At 67.3% G+C, this 20360-nt stretch carries 16 protein-coding genes and 1 pseudogene; 7 read left to right on the forward strand and 10 right to left on the reverse strand.

The window, feature by feature from the left end; genetic code table 11:
- The first annotated feature begins 11 nt into the window (after window positions 1-11).
- Complete coding sequence (locus AC1HFW_RS30875; RefSeq protein WP_006393230.1) at window positions 12-374, forward strand: c-type cytochrome; 363 nt, start codon at window positions 12-14, stop codon at window positions 372-374.
- Between the two features lie 75 nt (window positions 375-449).
- Here AC1HFW_RS30875 and AC1HFW_RS30880 read toward each other — a convergent pair whose 3' ends face one another.
- On the reverse strand, window positions 450-875 hold the full coding sequence (locus AC1HFW_RS30880; protein WP_006393231.1) for a DUF1841 family protein: 426 nt from the start codon (window positions 873-875) through the stop codon (window positions 450-452).
- 205 nt (window positions 876-1080) lie between these two features.
- Between AC1HFW_RS30880 and icd the strand changes: the two genes are divergently transcribed.
- From icd to AC1HFW_RS30900, 4 genes and pseudogenes are all read left to right on the forward strand, one after another.
- Window positions 1081-2337 carry an NADP-dependent isocitrate dehydrogenase gene (gene icd / locus AC1HFW_RS30885; RefSeq protein ID WP_006393232.1) on the forward strand — a complete coding sequence of 419 codons (1257 nt, stop codon included), beginning with the start codon at window positions 1081-1083 and terminating at the stop codon, window positions 2335-2337.
- Between the two features lie 257 nt (window positions 2338-2594).
- Window positions 2595-3572, forward strand: coding sequence for a glycosyltransferase family 9 protein (locus tag AC1HFW_RS30890; protein ID WP_479286349.1), 978 nt, complete (start codon window positions 2595-2597; stop codon window positions 3570-3572).
- Between the two features lie 126 nt (window positions 3573-3698).
- Window positions 3699-4970 (forward strand): annotated as a pseudogene (locus AC1HFW_RS30895) (O-antigen ligase family protein).
- Between the two features lie 246 nt (window positions 4971-5216).
- Window positions 5217-6761 carry a methyl-accepting chemotaxis protein gene (locus AC1HFW_RS30900; RefSeq protein WP_035360033.1) on the forward strand — a complete coding sequence of 515 codons (1545 nt, stop codon included), beginning with the start codon at window positions 5217-5219 and terminating at the stop codon, window positions 6759-6761.
- Here the strand turns inward: AC1HFW_RS30900 and dapA are convergent.
- From dapA to kdpF, 9 genes are all read right to left on the reverse strand, one after another.
- Window positions 6739-7638, reverse strand: a complete 900-nt coding sequence (gene dapA / locus AC1HFW_RS30905; RefSeq protein WP_479286351.1) for a 4-hydroxy-tetrahydrodipicolinate synthase — start codon at window positions 7636-7638, stop codon at window positions 6739-6741. The genes AC1HFW_RS30900 and dapA overlap by 23 nt on opposite strands.
- A gap of 3 nt (window positions 7639-7641) precedes the next feature.
- Complete coding sequence (locus AC1HFW_RS30910) at window positions 7642-7887, reverse strand: hypothetical protein (protein ID WP_241074495.1); 246 nt, start codon at window positions 7885-7887, stop codon at window positions 7642-7644.
- A 219-nt stretch (window positions 7888-8106) separates the two neighbouring features.
- On the reverse strand, window positions 8107-8868 hold the full coding sequence (locus AC1HFW_RS30915) for a TorF family putative porin (RefSeq protein ID WP_479286353.1): 762 nt from the start codon (window positions 8866-8868) through the stop codon (window positions 8107-8109).
- Window positions 8869-8986: 118 nt separating this feature from the next.
- The gene (kdpE, locus tag AC1HFW_RS30920; protein ID WP_035360034.1) at window positions 8987-9679 is read right to left on the reverse strand and encodes a two-component system response regulator KdpE; all 693 of its coding nucleotides are present in this window, start codon (window positions 9677-9679) and stop codon (window positions 8987-8989) included.
- A gap of 9 nt (window positions 9680-9688) precedes the next feature.
- The gene (locus tag AC1HFW_RS30925; RefSeq protein ID WP_479286355.1) at window positions 9689-12475 is read right to left on the reverse strand and encodes a DUF4118 domain-containing protein; all 2787 of its coding nucleotides are present in this window, start codon (window positions 12473-12475) and stop codon (window positions 9689-9691) included.
- Between the two features lie 51 nt (window positions 12476-12526).
- Window positions 12527-13135 carry a potassium-transporting ATPase subunit KdpC gene (kdpC, locus tag AC1HFW_RS30930; protein WP_006393244.1) on the reverse strand — a complete coding sequence of 203 codons (609 nt, stop codon included), beginning with the start codon at window positions 13133-13135 and terminating at the stop codon, window positions 12527-12529.
- Between the two features lie 30 nt (window positions 13136-13165).
- On the reverse strand, window positions 13166-15325 hold the full coding sequence (gene kdpB, locus AC1HFW_RS30935; protein ID WP_277403169.1) for a potassium-transporting ATPase subunit KdpB: 2160 nt from the start codon (window positions 15323-15325) through the stop codon (window positions 13166-13168).
- A gap of 22 nt (window positions 15326-15347) precedes the next feature.
- A complete protein-coding gene (gene kdpA, locus AC1HFW_RS30940; RefSeq protein WP_479286357.1) occupies window positions 15348-17144 on the reverse strand; it encodes a potassium-transporting ATPase subunit KdpA in 1797 nt (598 codons plus the stop codon).
- Window positions 17144-17233, reverse strand: coding sequence for a K(+)-transporting ATPase subunit F (gene kdpF / locus AC1HFW_RS30945; RefSeq protein ID WP_035360036.1), 90 nt, complete (start codon window positions 17231-17233; stop codon window positions 17144-17146). Before kdpF ends, kdpA begins: the two co-directional genes overlap by 1 nt.
- A 739-nt stretch (window positions 17234-17972) precedes the next feature.
- On the opposite strand from kdpF, the gene AC1HFW_RS30950 reads away from it, so the two are divergent.
- Window positions 17973-18248, forward strand: a complete 276-nt coding sequence (locus AC1HFW_RS30950) for a DUF4212 domain-containing protein (protein WP_035360037.1) — start codon at window positions 17973-17975, stop codon at window positions 18246-18248.
- On the forward strand, window positions 18248-20341 hold the full coding sequence (locus AC1HFW_RS30955) for a sodium:solute symporter family protein (RefSeq protein ID WP_006393249.1): 2094 nt from the start codon (window positions 18248-18250) through the stop codon (window positions 20339-20341). Before AC1HFW_RS30950 ends, AC1HFW_RS30955 begins: the two co-directional genes overlap by 1 nt.
- Window positions 20342-20360: the final 19 nt, after the last annotated feature.

The raw sequence follows: 20360 nt of genomic DNA on the forward strand, positions 1-20360 counted from the left end.
GGGGCAATCACATGAACCGCATCATGCTTGCCCTCGCGGGCGCGACGCTGGCCATTTCGGGCGCGACTGCCCAGGCCCAGGACCTGGCGGCCGGCAAGGCCGTCTTCGACAAATTCAATTGCGCCTCGTGCCACGGCGCCGACGCCAAGACGGCGGTGGACCCGGCCTATCCGACGCTGGCCGGCCAGCACGCCGACTACCTGGTGCATGCGCTCAAGGCCTACCGCCGCGGCGCCTCGGGCAGCGCTGCCACCGCCAACGTGCGCAAGAACCCCATCATGGGCGCCTTCGCCACCCAGCTGTCCGACCAGGACATCAGCAACGTGGCGGCCTGGCTGTCGGCCCAGCCCAGCGACCTGGGCGTGCGCAAATAGCCCGACGCTCCGGCCGCATGCAAAAAACCCTCGGGAGACCGAGGGTTTTTTCTTGGGCGTTCGCGCTGCGCGGGGCTAGCGTTCGGCGCGCTGGCGGATCAGGTCGATGTAGGTATCGCTGTCCAGCGGGGTGCCCAGGCGTTGCGCTTCCCAGACCACCCGGCCCAGGCATTCCATGATCTCGTGCGCGGCCTGGTGCGCGTCGCTGCGCGCCACCAGGCGCTGGTAGGCGTTGCGGATGCCGGGCGGATGGTCGATCGACAGCTGCTCGGCGATGGCCAGGTGCATCGACAGGTGCAGGAACGGGTTGGTGCGGCCCTTTTCCACCGCGTATTCGGCGGTCATGGCCTCGGGGCTTTCGAGATCGGCGTGGTATTCCGGATGCTCGATGATCCAGTCCAGGGCCATGGCCTCCAGCGGGGTCAGGACCTCGTTGGCGCGGTGCTTGCGCCAGGTTTCGATGAAGAATTCGCGGACTTGGTCGCGGGAAGGGTTGAACATTGTCAGACGGATGCCATGCTGGCCAGAGAGGGCTTTATTTTACCGCCCGCCGGGGCGCCGCCCGCCCGCGGGCCGCAATGCGATATAGAATTGGTTGCTATCCGCTATCCAGTGTGCGTTTCGCCAGGGCCGCGCGGCCCGCGGACCACACGCCAGCCGATGCGGCGCGCGTGCAGAAAAACCACTCGGAGCAAATGGAGCATTCATGTCCTATCAACATATCAAGGTGCCCGCTGGGGGCCAGAAGATCACGGTCAACGCTGATTTCTCGCTGAATGTGCCGGATCAGCCCATCGTGCCCTACATCGAGGGTGACGGCACCGGCGCCGACATCACGCCCGTCATGATCAAGGTGGTGGATGCCGCCGTGCAGAAAGCCTATGGCGGCAAGCGCAAGATCCACTGGATGGAGGTCTACGCCGGTGAAAAGGCCACCAAGGTCTACGGCCCGGACGTCTGGCTGCCCGACGAGACCCTGGACGTGGTCAAGGACTACGTGGTCTCGATCAAGGGCCCGCTGACCACGCCCGTGGGCGGCGGCATCCGTTCGCTGAACGTGGCGTTGCGCCAGCAGCTGGACCTGTACGTCTGCCTGCGCCCGGTGGCGTATTTCAAGGGCGTGCCCTCGCCGGTGCGTGAACCCGAAAAGACCAACATGGTGATCTTCCGCGAGAACTCGGAAGACATCTACGCCGGCATCGAATACATGGCGGACAGCGAGCAGGCCAAGGAACTGATCCAGTTCCTGCAGACCAAGCTCGGCGTCAAGAAGATCCGTTTCCCGAACACCTCGTCGATCGGCATCAAGCCGGTGTCGCGCGAGGGCACCGAGCGCCTGGTGCGCAAGGCGGCGCAGTACGTCATCGACAATGACCGCACGTCGCTGACCCTGGTGCACAAGGGCAACATCATGAAGTTCACGGAAGGCGGCTTCCGCGACTGGGGCTATGCGCTGCTGCAGAAGGAATTCGGCGCGCAGCTGATCGATGGCGGCCCGTGGTGCAAGTTCAAGAACCCCAAGACCGGCCGCGAGATCATCGTCAAGGACGTCATCGCCGACGCGTTCCTGCAGCAGATCCTGCTGCGCCCGGCCGAATACGACGTCATCGCCACCCTGAACCTGAACGGCGACTACATCTCCGACGCGCTGGCCGCGCAAGTGGGCGGCATCGGCATCGCCCCGGGCGCCAACCTGTCCGATTCGGTCGCCATGTTCGAGGCCACCCACGGTACGGCGCCGAAGTACGCGGGCAAGGACTACGTCAACCCGGGTTCGGAAATCCTGTCGGCGGAAATGATGCTGCGCCACATGGGCTGGACCGAAGCGGCCGACCTGATCATCTCCAGCATGGAGAAGTCGATCCTGTCCAAGAAGGTCACGTATGACTTCGCCCGCCTGCTGGAGGGCGCGACGCAGGTATCGTGCTCCGGTTTTGGTCAGGTCATGATCGAAAACATGTGACCGGGATTATCGGTACACAACCCCGAAGCCCGCGCGCCGCAAGGCCTGCGGGCTTTTTTGAGGCCGTGCCGGTGTGAAGATGTATATCGAAATAAGGGAAGTCCTTATGTGTCGATATACCAAATCAAGACAAAACGAATCAGATTGTGATTGTTACAGCAGTATAATTTATATGTTCAGCAATGCTGCATTTTCCCTACCTGCGCTGATATTCTTGGCTCAGTTTGACTGACCCGGTTCGCTGATATTCCCGACACATGGCCCAACCCGCTCCCAATATGCCGCCCTACGATGCTCCGGCGTGCGTCCGCAATCTGCGTGACGCCAGGCGGGTTGCGCTATTGATGGCTCCCAGGCTGGGCGACACGCTGTTGATGATGACGATGGCGTTCAACCTGGCCGCGCACGGACGCCAGGTCACGGTCTTTGGCGATTTCGCCTACGGCCTGCGCAGCTGGTTCCCCGGCATGGACATCCGGCCGTCGCTGTCGCAGGAGCAGGCGCCGGCGGCGCTGGCCGACTACGATTGCGCGGCGCAGATGCACGTGGGCTGGCCATACGCCTTGCATGATTGCGCTGCGTCCTATTTCTATTACGACGCCCACGTGGTGATCACCGGCAAGGGGTTCATCAAACTCAACCAGATCCGGGATTATTGCCGCGATGCGTTGGGGCTGTCGTTGGCGGGTACCGATATCGGCCTGCGCCCGCCCGTGGCCGGAAGGCACCGTGCGTTCGAGAAGCGGGTGGCCGTGCATCCGTCGTCCACGGGCGCCCAGCGCTGCTGGGCGCCGCGCCACTTCGTCGAGCTGGGGTTGCGCCTGCAGCGCCAGGGCTACGAACCCGTTTTCATCCTGGCGCCGCATGAGCGCGCCGAATGGACCTGCCTGACCGATGCCGGCCTGGCGATCCAGCAGTCTCCCTCCCTGGCCGATGTCGCCGCATTCATCCATGAATGCGGCTGGTTCATCGGCAATGAGTCCGGAATCGGTCATCTGGCGTCCAGCGTGGGCGTACCGACGCTGACGCTGACTGGCCGGCCCACCCGGACCAAGGCCTGGCGTCCGGGCTGGTCGATGTCGCGCATCGCGTATCCCGTCTATATTCCCGGTGGCCGCTGGCGCGACCGCCTGTGGCGCGAATGGCTGCGGCCGGGCAGCGTCATGTCGGCTTTCGAAAGCCTGACACGGGACTACAAAAAATCCGTCGCGGCCACGAAGGCCGTCCGGTCTTGATCCTCAAACGGCGGTTTCTTGCGGAACGGACATGCGCATTCCATGTCCATAGTTGCGACTGCGCGTTGTCCAACCCTTTTTCACGAAGCATCGATTGGTCCCGCCAGGGGCCGAGCTGAATCCATGATGTCCACCCTATGTTTGCGCAGTGTCGTATTCCTGGCGCTGCTGATTCCCGCCTTGGCCCTGACCAGCGCCGTGGGCGGCCCCGCCATCATCTACCTGACCGCGTTGATCGCCTTGGTGACGATGGCGGTCAACCTCGTCCGCCGCTGGGAGCCGTTCGCGCTGAACGAGCTTACGCCGATGGCGATCGCGCTGATGGCGCCGCTGCTGGCCATGCTGATCAGCAGTACGTATCTGGGCGTCTGGAGCTCCTCCGAAATCGAGAAACTGCTGCGCTTCGCGCTGGCGGTGCCGGTTTGCTGGGTATTGCTGCGGGCCCCCCGCAACTGGTTGCAACAGGTGCAATGGAGCCTGCTGTTCGGCGCCATCGTCGGCTCGCTGATGGTGGTGTACATCATTCACGCGCCCGGCCTGGGCCGGGTGGCGGTGTCCGACTATGGTGGGCGCTACAACGCGGTGGCATTCGCCGATCTGATCATCTTCTTTGGCCTGGCTTAGGTGCTGACGCTGCCCTGGCGCCTGTCGCCCTGGCCGCGCCTGGAAGCCGGCTTGAAGATCGCGGCGGTCCCGATCAGCGTATATGGCGTCTGGGCCTCGCAGACGCGCAGCAGCTGGGCGCTGCTGCTGGTTTTCGGGCTGGTCTACCTGTTGACCAAGCGCCAGTGGCGCCGCCGCACCAAGTTCGCCTTCCTGGCGGCCCTGGTGGTGATCATGGCGGTGGTGGCCGCGGTGTCGTGGAACAGCAAGGAAAGCCGCTGGAAGAGCGTGGCCACGGACGTGAACCGCTACGAGCACCATGACCGCGACACCTCCGTCGGCATCCGCATTCAGCTCTGGAAGGCTTCCTGGCTGATGTTCAAGGAAAGCCCGCTGGTCGGCGTGGGCGTGCCCAACTTCCGGCCGGAACTGGTCAAGTTGCAGAAGCAGGGCATCGTCACCGAGCTGGTCTCGACCGATTACGGCGAGCCCCACAACGACATGCTGGCGGCACTCGCCGGCTACGGGCTGCTGGGGCTGCTCAGCATGCTGGCGCTGTACCTGATCCCCGCCGCGGTCTTCTGGCGGCGATCCGCCAGCGATGACCCGGTGGTGCACGTGGGTTCGCAGATCGGCATGTTGTTCTGCCTGGGCTATTTCGTCTTCAGCCTGTCGGAGATGATGTTCCGCAACATGCGCAGCGTGCCGATCTACGCGCTGACGGTGGTAGTGCTGTATGCCCTGACCTCGGCCCGGACCGGGCTGGCGCAGCAGCGCCTCGCGGCGAAGCGATAGCGGATCCGGGCGGCCCGTCGCGGCCGCCTCGTCATCCTGAAAAGCAAGGCCCTGGCGGCCTTGCTTTTTTTTCGCGCGCGCGTGGCGCATCCAAATGCCTGTCAGGCTTGACGTAGATCAAGCCGGCCCCCTCTCGTTGGTGAAAACCCTGCCGCTCCCCCTTATTCTGATCAGACGCAACAGATAAATCGTCACATTTCGCTGTCTTTGGTTTCTGGCGGCGGTGGGCATGGAGAAAAAGGGTCTATGAAGAATTCAAGCTTGCGCAGGGAGTTGCTGTGGTTCGTGCTCGCGATCGGGGTCGCGGTGCTGGCCTTGGGGGGATGGGATGCCTGGGAGCGGCGCGCCGAGATGCTGGCCGAGCGCAAGACGGAACTGCGCAACGTGCTGGACCTGGCCGCCGGCATCGTGCGTAATGGCAAGCAGCGCGCCATCGACGAGCGCCTGTCGCCCGAGCAGGCCAAGCGCAACGTGGCGCAGCGCCTGGCGCAACTGCGCTACGGCGCGGATGGCTATGTCGGCGTGTTCGACGACAGCTACACGCTGCTGGTGCATCCCGACGGCAAGATGACCGGCACCAACGTGCGCGCGGTCAAGGACAGCGACGGCCTGCCGATCTTCGAGAATCTCTACGCGCAGGGCAAGGCGGGCGGCGGTTTCGTCCAATACCACTTTCCGCGGCCGGGGGCCGAAGAGGCGCTGCCCAAGGCCAGCTACGCCGTCTACGACCCCGAATGGGGCTGGCTGATGTTCACCGGCCTGTACGTCGATGACGTCGACGCCGCCTTCCGCGCGACGCTGTGGCGCCAGGGCGGCGTGACGCTGGCGCTGCTGGTGGTACTGCTGGCGGCGGCGCTGCGGTTCTTCCGTTCCCACATCATCCGGCCGCTGGACGAGGCGGTGGCGGTCTGTGAGCGGGTGGCGCAGGGTGACCTGTCCAGCATCATTTCGCGCCACCATCGCGGCGAGATCGGCCGGCTGTTCGACGCCATGGCCTTGATGCAGGAGCGGCTGGACGTGGCGGTGCGCACCATCGTGCACTCCACCGGTTCGATCGCGGCGGCCTCGCGCCAGATCGCCGCGGGCAGCATGGACCTGCACGACCGCACCGAGAAGCAGGCGGCCGCGCTGGAGCAGACCGCGGCCAGCGTCGAGCAGATCACGGCCACCGCCAAGCAGAGCGCCGACCACGTGCGCGAGGTCAGTTCGCTGGCGGGCCAGTCGGCGCAGCTGGCGCGGCAGGGCAGCGAAGAGACCCAGCATGCGATCGACGCGATGCGCGAGATCTCGCAGAGCTCGCAGCGCATCGACGAGATCATCCGGCTGATCGACGAGATCGCGTTCCAGACCAATATCCTGGCGCTCAATGCCGCGGTGGAAGCCGCCCGCGCCGGCGAGCAGGGCCGCGGGTTCGCGGTGGTGGCGGGCGAGGTGCGGGCGCTGGCGCAGCGCTCGGCCACCGCCGCCAAGGAAATCAAGACGCTGATCGAGGCGTCGTCGGATTCGGTCGAACGCGGCAGCCAGAGGGTGGAGCAGGCCAGCGCCACCATGAGCAGCGTGCTGCAGTCGGCGGCGAGCAGCGCGCCGTTGATGGGCGAGATCGCCACCGCGTCGTCCGAGCAGAGCGTCGGCATCGAGCAGATCAATCAGGCGGTGACGCACCTGGACAGCGTGACGCAGCAGAACGCGGCGCTGGTCGAGGAGTTCGCGGCATCGGCCTCCACCTTGCACGACCAGGCCGACGACCTGGCGCGCGCGGTGGCGGTGTTCAAGCTGTCTGCAGCCTACTAGGCGAGCCCTGCACCACGCTCATGGCCCGCTGCAGGCGCGGGGTCAGCTCGCGGCTGGCGCTGGTCATGGGCAGGCGCAGTTCGTCGGCGATCAGGCCTTGCAGGGCCAGCGCGCGCTTGATCGGCGCCGGGTTGGATTCGGCGAACAGCACGCGGATCAGGCCGCGCAGCGGCTCGAACAATTCGCGCGCCGCTTCGGCGTGGCCATCGCGCGCCAGCTGCATCACTTCGACGAAGCGCTCGGGAAACAGGTGCGCGGCCGCCGGAATGGCGCCACGCCCGCCCGCCAGGAAATGATCGAGCAGCGCCATGTCCTCGCCGCAGAGGGCCGCCAGGTGCCCGCGCGCGTTCAACGCCATCAGTACCGGCGGATTGCATTCCTTGACCGCGCGGAAGTTGGGCAGCAACGCCAGCGATTCCATGGTTTCGACCGTCATGGTGACGCCGGCGCGCTTGGGGATGTTGTAGAGGATGATGGGGCGCTCGGTGGCCCAGGCGATCTGCCGGTAGTGCCACAGGATGCCCTGCTGCGACGGGCCCAGGTAATAGGGCGGCGGCACCAGGTAGCCGGCGGGCGCGTACTTGTCCAGGCGGCGGATGGCGGTGGCCACGCCACGCGTGTCGACGCCGCCCGCGCCGAACACCAGCGGCAGGGCGTGCGGATCGCGGCGGATGGCCTCGATCATCTCGATCTTCTCGGGGATGGACAGCAGGTTGCCTTCGCCGGTGGAACCGAACAGCACCAGGCCGGCCACGCCGGCGTTGCGGTAGTAGCGCGCCAGCGCCTGGGCGGCCTCGCAATCGACGTAGCCGCCGCGCATCGGCGTGACCATCGGCAGCCAGAGACCGTCGAAAGCGGGGGTGAGCGGGGTATCCATGGCTCACTGCACCGTAATGGCGGCAGCGGGGCGCAGCGGGCCGAATTCGGCTTGGGGCAGGCCGCACATCACCGCGTGCATCAGGGCGTCGACCTGGTCGCGGTCGCAATGCAGCTGCAGGACGCTCTGGCCATGGGCGTGATCCACCGACAGCACGTAGACGCCGATGCGTTCGCCCAGTTCGCGGTGCAGGGCCAGCCGGACCTTCAAGGCGTCCAGCGTGTCGATCCTGACGGTCAGGGAAACCATTTCCGCGGGTTGCGGCGCATGGGCCGGAGCGGGACGGTCAAACGAGGCGTACGTGCTGCGTTCTTGGCGGGGAATCATGGCGGTCGGGGGGCGCAGCCGCGGGGGCGGGCTGGCGCGTATCCGGTTGGTTGATGACGATTCCACTATAGAAAGCGGGCCGTAAAACCTGCCGATAAATGCGGGCGCGACGCGTAAAAAGCGCGTCAACGCCCGGGCGCTTCAGAAAGTCTTGGTCAGCGACAGCAGGCCGGTGGCGCGGCCCATGTAGCGGCCGCGGCTGTTGGTGTAGACGGCGCGGTCGGCGTTGGTGTCGATGTAGGCGATCGAGACCGCCAGGCCCTGGCCGAAGTCCTTGGTCAATCCCAGTTTCCAGTCGGTGTAGGCGCCGTCGGTGACGTTGCGGACCGTCTGGCGGCCGACGTGGGCGTTGACCGTCAGGCCCCAGAAGCCGGTGTCGAAGTTGCCGCTCAGGTCGAAATACTGGCTGTATTTGCTGTCGGCGAAGCCGAACAGGTTGGTCATGGCGATCGAGTACTTGAACAGCACCGGGCCGTAGCCCAGGCCAGCGTACAGCTCGGTGGTGTCGGGGCTGGTGTAGCCCGACGGGTAGTCGCCGGGATAGTAGTACTGCAGCGCGCCCAGGTCGAACGGCACGTTCGGCGCCAGGTTGCCCTTGTAGCCGCCGTAGAAGTCCATTTCCACCGGCGCCGAGACCTTGCTGTTGCCGTCGTTGAGCCAGCTGATGCTGGAGTTCCAGTTGCCCAGGTACAGGCCGCTGGCGTGGGTGAAATCGAAGCCGCCCTGGATGGCGGGCTGGTTGTTGGTCTGCATCAGGCCGCGGTAGCGGTACTGGCTGGCCAGGGTGACGTTGGCGGTCAGCGAGTACTCGGGGGGCGGTTCACCGGCGGCGGGCGCATCGGCGGCGTGCGCGGGGGCGGCCAGGGCCAGCAGCGCGAGCGCGGCCAGGGTATTGCGGGACATGGAATTCTCCTGTGTTGGACGGGATCGCCACGATAGGAGAAGCGGCATAAACGGCGAGACAAGACTCGCGCGGCCCGCGTAAAAGGCGCATCAATGCGGATGCGCCTCGCGCTCGCGTTCAGCCCGCGAAGCGATAGCCCACGCCGATCTCGGTCAGCAGGTAGACCGGCTGCGCCGGATCGGCCTCGAGCTTCTGCCTCAGGTGGCCCATGTAGATCCGCAGGTAGTGGTTGCTTTCCACGTGCGACGGCCCCCAGACCTCGCGCAGCAGTTCGCGGTGGGTCATGACCTTGCCGCGATGGGCCAGCAGCGCGGCCAGCAGGCGGTATTCCATGGCGGTCAGGTGCACGTGCTGGCCGCCGCGCTCGACCACGCGCTTGGCGAAGTCCACGCGCACCTCGCCGAAGCTGATCTCGGCGGCGCTGCCGGCGCCGCCGCGGGCATGGCGCCGCAGCAGCACGCGCAGCCGCGCCAGCAGTTCGCTGACGCCGAACGGCTTGGTCAGGTAGTCGTCGGCGCCGGCGTCCAGCGCCGCCACCTTGTCGGCCTCGGCGGTGCGCGCGGACAACACCAGCACCGGCACTTCGGTCCAGCCGCGCAGTTCGCGGATCAGGGTCATGCCGTCCTCGTCCGGCAGGCCCAGGTCGAGCACCACGGCGTCGGGCTGGCGGGTGCCGGCCTCGATCAGACCGCGCTTGACGGTGTCGGCTTCGAACACGGCGCAGCCTTCGTCTTCCAGGGCCTGGCGCACGAAGCGGCGGATATTGGCGTCGTCCTCGATGATGAGGACGGTGGGCTGAAAGTCGAACATGCGATGGACTCAGGCGATTTCGGGGTGGATCGGAGGCGGCGTGCCCAGAGGCAGGGTGAAGACGAACTGCGCGCCGCTGGGCTGGCCCGGCGCATGCTCGACCCAGATGCGGCCGTGGTGCGCGCTGACGATGGCTTCGCACACCGCCAGGCCGAGGCCGACGCCGGGGGTGGCGGATTCGCGTTCGCCGCGGGTGAATTTCTCGAAGATGCGGCGCTCGGCGCCGGGTGCGACGCCGGGGCCGTTGTCGCACACCGCGACGCGCAGCTCGCCGTCCTGCGCCGCGGCATGCAGGCGGATGACGCTGCCGGCCGGCGTGTACTTGGCGGCATTCTCCAGCAGGTTGCACAGCACCCGCTCGATCAGCACGCCGTCGCATTCGACCAGCGGCAGGCCGGACAGGCTGTCGACCGCGACCTGGTGCGCCGCCAGCGGCTCGCGCATGGCGGCCAGCGAGGCGCCGACCAGTTCCTCGATCGACTGCCACTCCAGCCGCAGCGGCGTGTCGCGGCTCTGCAGCCGCGCCATGTCGAGCAGGTTGGCAACCAGCGCGTGCATGCGCTGCGCCTGGTCGCGCATGGCGCGGATGGTGTCCTGGATGTCGGCCGGCAGCGAGTCCTGGCGCCGCATCAGCGTGTCGGTCATGCCGACCAGGCTGGTGAGCGGCGTGCGCAGGTCGTGCGAGACCGCGGCCAGCAGCGAGTTGCGCAGCTTTTCGGATTCCATGCTGACCAGCGCCTGCTGCGCCACTTCGACGTAGTGCAGGCGTTCCAGGGCGATGGCGATGAGCGTGGCGTAGGCTTCGATCTGGCGGCGCGAGTCGGGTTGCGAGAACAGGCTGCGGCGCGGCGCCGCCAGCGCCAGCACGCCGCGGGTGCGCATCGGCGCCTTCAGCGGCAGGTACAGCAGGTCGCTGTTGGACAGTGTGGCGGTGCCGGCGCCTGCCGGCTGGCCGTGGTCGTAGACCCATTGGGCCAGCGCCGATTCCAGCGGCGGCATGTCGTCGGCGGCGGGGGAGGCCAGCTTGAGGCGGTCGTCCAGGCCCAGGATGTAGAGCGCGCAGCGCGAGCCGAAGGTGGCGTGCACGAAGGCGCCGGCGGACGCGACGATCTGCTCGGGCAGCAGCGCCGACGACAGTTCGCGCGCGAACTCATACAGGCTGCGCGCATCGGCCTCGCGCTTGACCGAGGCCTGCGCCTGCAAGCGCAGGCCGGCGGTGAGCTGGCCGATCAGCAGGCCCACGGCCAGCAGCACGCCGAAGGTCAGCAGGTACTGCACGTCGGACACCGCGAACGAAGCCAGCGGCTGCACGAAGAAAAAGTCGAACAGCCCCACGCTGACGATCGAGGCCAGCGCGGCGGGGCCGCGGCCATGGCGCAGCGCCACCACCACCACCGCCAGCAGGAACAGCATGACGATGTTGGTCTGGTGCAGCGCCGGGAACGCCAGCGCCGACAGCGCGGTGGCCACCGCGCAATAGCACAGCGCCCAGGCATAGCCGGCCAGCGCCAGCGGGCTGCGTTCGTCGCCGGGCAGGCGGCCGCGGCGGCCGAGCGTCAGCGGGTCGCGGCCCGGCACGCTGGCGGCGGGCAGCGGCGGCGCGCCCAGGCGGATGATGTCGATCTCGGGGCAGCCGGCGGCCAGCATGTCGGCGAAGCTGTGGCGGCGCCACAGCCAGCCGGGGCTGATGGCCGCGGTCAGCAATGCCGACAGCGACAGGCGCAGGCGCTGCAGGCCGCTGGCGCGGGTGCGGCCGACGATGGCCTTGGTGATGTTGTGGCGGCGCACGTAGCGCACCACCGCGTCGACCATGTCGCCGCCGGCCAGGGTTTCGCAGCGCGCGCCCAGGGAGTCGGCCAGCGCCAGGCTGCGTTGCAGCCGTTCCTGCTCGGCCTGCGGCGGCGGCGCGACGCGCGGCACGTCGATGGTGACCACGTGCAGGTCGCATTCGAGCTGCTGGCTCAGGCGATGGGCGCTGCGGATCACGTATTCGGCATCGGCGTCGGGGCCGATGCAGGCCACCACCGCCTCGCGCGTGCGCCAGACCGGTTCGATGGCGCGGTCGCGGCGATAGGCTTGCACGTCGTCGTCGACATGGTCGGCGGTGCGGCGCAGCGCCAGTTCGCGCAGCGCGATCAGGTTGCCCTTGCGGAAAAAATTGCGGGTGGCGTGGCGCGCCTGCTCGGGCAGGTAGACCTTGCCTTCGCGCAGGCGGCGCAGCAGTTCGTCGGCCGACAGGTCCACCAGGATGACTTCGTCGGCGGCGTCGAAGACCTCGTCGGGCACGGTTTCCCAGACCCGCACGCCGGTGATGCTGCCGACGGCCTCGTTCAGGCTGTCCAGGTGCTGCACGTTGAGCGTGGTCCAGACGTCGATGCCGGCCGCCAGCAGTTCCTGGATGTCCTGCCAGCGCTTGGCGTGGCGCGAGCCTGGCGCGTTGGAGTGGGCCAGCTCGTCGACCAGCACCAGGTCGGGGTGGGCCGCCAGCGCGCCGTCGAGGTCGAATTCCTTGAGCGCGTGGCCGCGGTAGGCGACGTCCTTGAGCGGCAGGACGGCCACGCCCTCGAGCAGCGCGGCGGTCTCGCGCCGGCCGTGCGTTTCGACGATGCCGGCCAGCACGCGGGCGCCCTGCGCGGCATGGGCGCGGGCGGCCACCAGCATGGCGTAGGTCTTGCCGACGCCGGCGGACGACCCGAAGTAGACCCGCAACTTGCCGCGCACCGCCTGGCGCGCGGCGTCGTCGAGGTCTTTCAAGAGCGCGTCCGGATCGGGACGCTCGCCAGCATTGTCAGCCATGAACGCGCAAGTGAAGTGGGGGAACGGCTGGCAATACTATACGCCGGCGTGTCATTTCACCGGCGCCAGTTGGTCCAGCGCCAGATTGAGCTTGAGCACGTTGACGACCGGGTCGCCCAGCACGCCCAGCCAGGGCTTGGAGGTGTTGGCCTCGATCAGGGCGTCGACCTTTTCACGCGGCAGGTGGCGGGCGCGGGCCACGCGCGCGGCCTGGTAGGCCGCGGCGGCGGGGCTGATGTGCGGATCCAGGCCGCTGCCCGAGGCGGTGACCAGGTCCACCGGCACCGGCGTGGGGTTGTCCGGATCGGCCGCCTTGAGGGCGGCAATCCGCGCCTGGACGGCCTCGGCCAGCGCCGGGTTGCGCGGGCCGAGGTTCGAGCCGCCGGAGTTGGCGCCGTTGTACGGCATCGGCGAGGTGGCCGACGGCCGGCCCCAGAAGTACTGCGGCGCGCTGAACGACTGGCCGATCCATTCCGAGCCGACCACCTTGTCGCCCTGGCGGATCAGCGAACCCGACGCTTCGTGCGGGAACACGGCGGCGGCGATACCGGTGGTCAGGAAGGGGTAGGCCAGGCCGGTCACCAGCGACAGGGCGGCGAACACGACCAGCGCGGGGCGCAGGATGCCGCCTTGGCGCGGCAGGGGAAGAGCTTGTTTCATGATGAGTTCCTTTCCAGTGACGGGCGCGGGTCAGACCCAGCCCAGGGCGGCCAGCACCATGTCGACCAGCTTGATGCCGGCGAACGGCACCAGCAGGCCGCCCAGCCCATAGATCAGCAGATTGCGGCGCAGCAGGACCGAGGCGCCCAGCGGGCGGTAGCGCACGCCCTTGAGCGCCAGCGGGATCAGCACGATGATGATGAGCGCGTTGAAGATCACGGCCGACAGGATGGCCGAGGCCGGCGTGGTCAGGCCCATGATGTTCAGCACGTTCAGCTGCGGATACACCGTGGCGAACGCCGCCGGGATGATGGCGAAATACTTGGCCACGTCGTTGGCGATGCTGAAGGTGGTGAGCGCGCCGCGTGTCATCAGCATCTGCTTGCCGATCTCGACGATCTCGATGAGCTTGGTGGGGTTGGAATCCAGGTCCACCATGTTGCCGGCCTCCTTGGCGGCCTGGGTGCCCGAGTTCATCGCCACCGCGACGTCGGCCTGGGCCAGCGCCGGCGCGTCGTTGGTGCCGTCGCCGGTCATCGCCACCAGGCGGCCTTCGCCCTGGTAGGCGCGGATCAGCTTGAGCTTGGCTTCCGGCGTGGCTTCGGCCAGGAAGTCGTCGACCCCGGCTTCGGCGGCGATGGAGGCGGCGGTGAGCTTGTTGTCGCCGGTGATCATCACGGTCTTGATGCCCATGCGGCGCAGTTCGGCGAAGCGCGACTGGATGTCGGGCTTGACGATGTCCTTCAGCTCGACCACGCCCAGGGCGCGGTTGCCGTCGCTGACCATCAGCGGCGTGCTGCCGCGGCGCGCGACGTCCTCGGCCAGGCGCAGCACCTGCTCGGGCACCACGGCGTCCTGCTCGGCCAGCCAGGCGCGCACCGCGTCGACCGCGCCCTTGCGGATGATGCGGTCCTTCAGGTTGACGCCGCTCATGCGGGTCTGCGCGGTGAACGGCACGTACTCGGCGTCCGGGGCGCGCACGGCCGGGGCGTGGATGGCCTTGTCGGCCAGCGCCACGATACTGCGGCCTTCCGGCGTTTCGTCGGCCAGCGAGGCCAGGCGCGCGGCGTCCGCCAGTTCGCGCGGCGACACGCCGGGCGCGGGCAGGAAGGTCGAGGCCTGGCGGTTGCCGAAGGTGATGGTGCCGGTCTTGTCCAGCAGCAGCACGTCGACGTCGCCGGCGGCTTCCACCGCGCGGCCCGAGGTGGCGATGACGTTGGCGCCCATCATGCGGCTCATGCCCGCCACGCCGATGGCCGACAGCAGGCCGCCGATGGTGGTGGGGATCAGGCAGACCAGCAGCGCCACCAGCACCGTGACGGTGACGGCGCTGCCGCCGCCGGCCGCGCTGACGGAGTAGATCGAGAAAGGCATCAGCGTCGCGACCACCAGCAGGAACACCACCGTCAGGCCGACCAGCAGGATGGTCAGCGCCAGTTCGTTGGGCGTCTTCTGGCGCTTGGCGCCTTCGACCATTGCGATCATGCGGTCCAGGAAGCTTTCGCCCGGATCGGCGGCGATGCGCACGAAGATCCAGTCTGACAGCACCCGCGTGCCGCCGGTGACGGACGAGAAGTCGCCGCCGGATTCGCGGATGACCGGGGCCGATTCGCCGGTGATGGCGCTTTCGTCCACCGAGGCCACGCCGGCGATGACCTGGCCGTCGCCCGGGATGGTTTCGCCGGCTTCCACCAGCACCACGTCATTGCGGCGCAGCAGGCCGGAGGCTTGCTTGATGGCCTGGTCACGCCACAACGCCGGTTCGGCGCGGGCGGCATCCTCGTCGCGAAAGCCCTTGAGCAGGCGCGCGTCGATGGTGGTGCGCAGGCCGCGCAGGGTGGCGGCCTGCTGCTTGCCGCGGCCTTCGGCCAGCGCTTCGGCGAAGTTGGCGAACAGCACGGTGAACCAGAGCCACACGGAGATCGCGAGGATGAAGCCCGCGGGCGCCTCGGCCTGGCCACGCAGCGCCATGATCCACAGGATCGTGGTCAGGATGCTGCCCACGTAGACCACGAACATCACGGGGTTCTTGAGCTGCGCGGCGGGCGAGAGCTTGCGCAGGCTGTCGACCAGCGCGGGGCCGACCAGCGCGCCCGACCACATGCCGAACTTGCGTTCGAGCGGCGCGGCCGACGGCGCGCGGGCGGCGCCGCCGCCGGCGCCTTGGGTTGGCATATCAATCTTGGCCATTTTCTTTCCTAGCCTGTTGCATTCAGGGTTGCAGGTGTTCCGCGACCGGGCCCAGGGCCAGCGCGGGCACATAAGTCAGGGCGCCCACCAGCAGCACCGCGCCGATCAGCAGCACCACGAAGAGCGGGCCGGTGGTGGGCATGCTGCCGGGGCCGGCGGGCAGGCGGCGCTTGGCCGCCAGCGAGCCGGCCATCGCCAGCACCGCGACGATGATGGCGAAGCGGCCGAACCACATGGCGATGCCCAGCAACACGTTGTAGAAGGGCGTGTTGGCGGACAGGCCGGCGAAGGCGCTGCCGTTGTTGTTGGCGGCCGAGGACAGTCCGTACAGGATCTCGGAGAAACCGTGGATGCCCGGGTTCAGCACGCCGGCCTGGCCGGCCGTCACCGACACCGCCAGCGCCGTGCCGCCCAGCACCAGCAGCGGCGTCGCCAGGATCACGATCGAGACCATCTTCATGTCGTAGGCCTCGATCTTCTTGCCCAGGTATTCCGGCGTGCGGCCGATCATCAGCCCGGCGATGAAGACGCCCAGGATCGCGAACGCCAGCATGCCGTAAAGCCCGGAACCGACGCCGCCGTAGACCACCTCGCCCAGCTGCATCAGCAGCATCGGCGACAGGCCGCCCAGCGCGCTGAGCGAGTCGTGCATGCCGTTGACCGCGCCGCACGAGGCCGCCGTGGTGATGGTGGCGAACAGCGACGTGGCGGCGATGCCGAAGCGGGTCTCCTTGCCTTCCATGTTGCCGCCGGGCGAGAGCGCGCTCATGGTGGTGTCGACGCCGGCCTGCGCCGTCATCGGGTTGGCCTGCTGCTCGGAATAGGCGGTGAGCAGCGCGAACACCACGAACAGCAGGGTCATGGCCGCCAGGATGGCGATGCCCTGGCGCCGGTTGCCGACCATCTCGCCGAAGGTGAAGCACAGCGCCGCCGGGATCACCAGGATCGCCAGCATCTCCAGGAAATTCGACACGGCCGTCGGGTTTTCAAAGGGATGGGCCGAGTTGGCGTTGAAGAAACCGCCGCCGTTGGTGCCCAGCATCTTGATCGCCTCCTGCGAGGCGACCGGGCCCATCGCCAGCGTCTGCGTCTGCGTGACTGCGGGATCGGTCACGGGCTGGCCCTTGGCGTCCAGCACCGGCTGCCCCTGGGCGTCAACGCGCGGCTGGTCATAGTGCAGGGCTTCGACCGTCTGCACGTCCTGGTAGGGGCTGAAGTTCTGGATCACGCCCTGGCTGACCAGCGCCAGCGCCAGCACCAGCGACAGGGGCAGCAGCACATACAGCGTGCTGCGCACCATGTCGGCCCAGAAGTTGCCCACCGTCGCCGAGCAATGGCGCGCCAGCCCGCGGATCAGCGCGAACAGCACCGCGATGCCGGTGGCGGCCGAGACGAAGTTCTGCACCGTCAGCGCCAGCATCTGCGTCAGGTAGCTCATCGTCGATTCGCCGCCGTAGCCTTGCCAGTTGGTGTTGGCCACGAAGCTGATGGCGGTGTTGAGCGAGGAATCGGGCGAGACGGCGCCCATGCCGGCCGGGTTCAGCGGCAGCAGGCCCTGCAGGCGTTGCAGCGCGTAGACCGCCACGATGCCCAGGATGTTGAAGGCGAGCACGGCCAGCGCATAGCGCTTCCAGCCCATTTCGGCTTGCGGGTCGATGCCCGCCAGCCGGTAGATGCCACGTTCCAGCGGGCGGCCCCAGGCGGTCAGCCGGGATTGCCCGTTTTCCATGGCGATGCGGATATAGCGCCCGAGAAAGGGCGCGATCGCGAGCAGGACCACCAGGTACACGACCAGCAGTCCGACGAATTCGGCAGTCATCAGAACTTCTCCGGTTTGAACAAGGCAACCAGCAGGTACACGAACAGCAGCGCGGACGTGATGCCGCTCAGCCAATAGAGCCAGCTCATGGTTGCTCTCCCGAGGACAAGGCTTCGCAGAACGAGACCAGGGCGTAGGTCAGCCCGGCCATGACGGCGAAGATCGCGATATAGATGGCATCCACGTTTTTCCTCCCGGGAGCGGGCTCCCTTCGAACGACGGGCCCGGGCGGCAAAAGGGGATGCGGACCGCGCGGGCGAAGTGACCAATCAGGACACCGGCAGGTTACGGAGCAGGGGGTAAAAACGGGGTATAGCTTTGGCGGGGGGGTGTAAACGGAACGTAAAGACGCGCCGCTATCATTCCGGCCAGCGGATGCGCCGCCATGGCGCGGCGCGGGTGCCCGGAACCGGGCGGCGGGGCGGACGGTAGTTGAGGCTGGCTCAAAATCGGGGCGGTCGGCAGCCTCCGGAAAGCGGGTCTGGACCGAAAAAATCCCAATATTTAGAACACGACCACCAAAATGCACTACTGTGGTGCATGGAATATGTAAATGAATGCGCCGAATTAGGGCATTCCCCTAGTGTGGCATTCCCGCATCTGGTGCAGAATCTCTTCCCATGCAGGTGAGGAGACAAAGCCCTGCATGGGCAATTACCGGCGGCACCGGTACATAAAAAAGTAGCAGTACTCAAGAAAAGCAAAACGCACAACGGCTGGCACCAGGCAGTGCCGGCCGTTGTCGCATAAAAAGCCCGTATTCCGCACGCCAGGGTTTTTTCCAGCGTCGCGTTTCGCGATATTCCCCAGGTTTCGCTCACGCTAGCTATGCCGGAATCCCGCGTTTCCTCCAAGCCCGTCCCTACACGCTACTGGCGCCGCAATGTGCGGCTGATCGTGCTGTTGCTGGTCGTCTGGGCCGCGCTGACGTTCATTCCTTCCTATTTCGCCCGCAGCCTGTCGTTCGACTTCATCGGCTGGCCGTTCTCGTTCTGGATGGCGGCCTACGGGGCGCCGCTGGCCTATCTCATCCTCATCGGCATCTATGCGCGGATCATGAACCGCGCCGACCAGCGCTCGGAAGAGGCCAAGGGGGACTCCTGATGCCTTTCGGCGGAGATACCCCGCAGCAATTCAGCATCCGGCTGCGCCGCATCTACGTGCTGTACACAGCCGGCTTCGCGCTGATGATCCTGCTGATGGCGCTGGCCGAGATCCTGGGCCTGCCGCGCAACTGGATCGGCTATGTGTTCCTGCTGGTCACGGTCAGCCTGTACGCGGGCATCGGCATCGTCTGCCGCACCTCGGACCAGGTTGAATACTACGTGGCCGGCCGGCGGGTGCCGGCCTTCTACAACGGCATGGCCACCGCCGCCGACTGGATGTCGGTGGCCTCCTTCATCGGGGTCGCGGGCACGCTGTACCTGACGGGTTACGGCGGCCTGGCCTACATCATGGGCTGGACCGGCGGCTACGTGCTGGTGGCGATGCTGCTGGCGCCCTACCTGCGCCGCTTCGGCCAATACACCATTCCCGACTTCATGGGCGCGCGCTACGGCGGCAACCTGCCGCGGCTGGCGGGCGTGGCCTGCGCCATCCTGTGTTCGTTCACCTACCTGGTGGCGCAGATCTACGGCGTGGGCATCATCACCACGCGCATGACCGGCATTTCGTTCGAGCTGGGCATCTTCGTGGCGCTGGGCGGCATGCTGGTCTGTTCGTTCCTGGGCGGCATGCGCGCCGTCACCTGGACCCAGGTGGGGCAGTACATCATCCTGGTCATCGCCTATCTGGTGCCGGTGGTGTGGCTGTCGATCAAGCACACCGACATGCCGGTGCCGCAGCTGTCGGCCGGCGCGGTGCTGCAGCAGGTGACGGAAAAAGAGGTCTATCTGCGGAACGATCCGGCCGAGATCGAGGTGCGCCGCCTGTGGCAGGAACGCGCCGACGAGATGGCGCAACGGGTGCGCGACCTGCCCGAGTCCTGGGCGCTGGAAAAAGACAAGCTGCGCAGCCGCCTGGCCCAGCTCAACGCCAGCGATGCGCCGATGGTCGAGATCCGCTCGGTCGAGCGCGAACTGGCGGCCTTTCCGCCCAACGAGGAGGAGGCCAGGATCGCCTGGTCGCAGGCCAAGGCCACCTTCGAGGCGCGCGCCGCGCCGCTGACCCCGCATGCCGAGCCATTTCCGTCGGAAGACCCGGAGGAACGGCGCAACATGCGCATCAATTTCCTGGCGCTGGTGCTGTGCCTGATGCTGGGCACGGCGGGCATGCCGCACATCCTGATGCGGTCATACACGACCTCGTCGGTGATCGAGGCGCGCCGCTCGGTGTGCTGGTCGCTGCTGTTCATCCTGCTGCTGTATTTCATGGCGCCGGCGCTGGCGCTGCTGGTGAAGTACGAGGTCTATACGCAGGTGGTGGGGTCGAATTTCCTCAGCCTGCCGAATTGGGTGCATGCCTGGAGCGCGGTCGACAGCAACCTGCTGGATGTCACCGACATCAATCGCGACGGCGTGGTGCAGCTCAGCGAGATCAGCATCGGCGCCGACGTGGTGGTGCTGGCGATGCCTGAAATCGGCGGGCTGCCCTATGTGATTTCGGGGTTGGTCGCGGCGGGCGGCCTGGCGGCAGCGCTGTCGACCGCCGACGGCCTGCTGCTGACCCTGTCCAATTCGCTGTCGCACGACATGTGGTATCGCATGGTATCGCCGCGCATGTCGGCGGCGCGGCGGGTGATGGTGTCCAAGATCCTGTTGCTGGTGGTGGCGTTCGGCGCGGCCTGGGTGGCGGCGCGCAAGCCGGCCGACATCCTGTTCATGGTGTCGGCGGCGTTCTCGTTCGCGGCCTCGTCGTTCTTCCCGGCGCTGGTGATGGGGGTGTTCTGGCGCCGCGCCAACAAATGGGGCGCCACGCTCGGCATGGCGGCGGGGCTGCTGGTGACCTTCGCCTACATGACGCACACGCATCCGTGGTTGCGGGAATGGGTGCTGGGGATTTCGCGAACCCAGCCGGTGGACCTGTGGTGGGGCATCCAGCCGATCGCGGCTGGCGTGTTCGGCGCGCCGGTGGCGTTCCTGACGATCATCGTGGTGTCGCTGCTGACGCCGCCGCCGGACCGCGCCACGCTGGCGCTGGTGGATTACCTGCGCCATCCGGGCGCGCCCAAGCCGCCCGCCGAAAACGGCACGGCCTGATCGTGCGGGCTGGCATCGG

It is taken from the genome of Achromobacter sp. ISS7 (assembly GCF_056523125.1).

Excerpts from the sequence above, each read along its gene's own strand:
- AC1HFW_RS30875 (WP_006393230.1), top strand. The coding sequence starts at position 12 with ATGAACCGCATCATGCTTGCCCTCGCGGGCGCGACGCTGGCCATTTCG.
- AC1HFW_RS30880 (WP_006393231.1), bottom strand. The coding sequence starts at position 875 with ATGTTCAACCCTTCCCGCGACCAAGTCCGCGAATTCTTCATCGAAACC.
- icd (WP_006393232.1), top strand. The coding sequence starts at position 1,081 with ATGTCCTATCAACATATCAAGGTGCCCGCTGGGGGCCAGAAGATCACG.
- AC1HFW_RS30890 (WP_479286349.1), top strand. The coding sequence starts at position 2,595 with ATGGCCCAACCCGCTCCCAATATGCCGCCCTACGATGCTCCGGCGTGC.
- AC1HFW_RS30900 (WP_035360033.1), top strand. The coding sequence starts at position 5,217 with ATGAAGAATTCAAGCTTGCGCAGGGAGTTGCTGTGGTTCGTGCTCGCG.
- dapA (WP_479286351.1), bottom strand. The coding sequence starts at position 7,638 with ATGGATACCCCGCTCACCCCCGCTTTCGACGGTCTCTGGCTGCCGATG.
- AC1HFW_RS30910 (WP_241074495.1), bottom strand. The coding sequence starts at position 7,887 with ATGGTTTCCCTGACCGTCAGGATCGACACGCTGGACGCCTTGAAGGTC.
- AC1HFW_RS30915 (WP_479286353.1), bottom strand. The coding sequence starts at position 8,868 with ATGTCCCGCAATACCCTGGCCGCGCTCGCGCTGCTGGCCCTGGCCGCC.
- kdpE (WP_035360034.1), bottom strand. The coding sequence starts at position 9,679 with ATGTTCGACTTTCAGCCCACCGTCCTCATCATCGAGGACGACGCCAAT.
- AC1HFW_RS30925 (WP_479286355.1), bottom strand. The coding sequence starts at position 12,475 with ATGGCTGACAATGCTGGCGAGCGTCCCGATCCGGACGCGCTCTTGAAA.
- kdpC (WP_006393244.1), bottom strand. The coding sequence starts at position 13,135 with ATGAAACAAGCTCTTCCCCTGCCGCGCCAAGGCGGCATCCTGCGCCCC.
- kdpB (WP_277403169.1), bottom strand. The coding sequence starts at position 15,325 with ATGGCCAAGATTGATATGCCAACCCAAGGCGCCGGCGGCGGCGCCGCC.
- kdpA (WP_479286357.1), bottom strand. The coding sequence starts at position 17,144 with ATGACTGCCGAATTCGTCGGACTGCTGGTCGTGTACCTGGTGGTCCTG.
- kdpF (WP_035360036.1), bottom strand. The coding sequence starts at position 17,233 with ATGAGCTGGCTCTATTGGCTGAGCGGCATCACGTCCGCGCTGCTGTTC.
- AC1HFW_RS30950 (WP_035360037.1), top strand. The coding sequence starts at position 17,973 with ATGCCGGAATCCCGCGTTTCCTCCAAGCCCGTCCCTACACGCTACTGG.
- AC1HFW_RS30955 (WP_006393249.1), top strand. The coding sequence starts at position 18,248 with ATGCCTTTCGGCGGAGATACCCCGCAGCAATTCAGCATCCGGCTGCGC.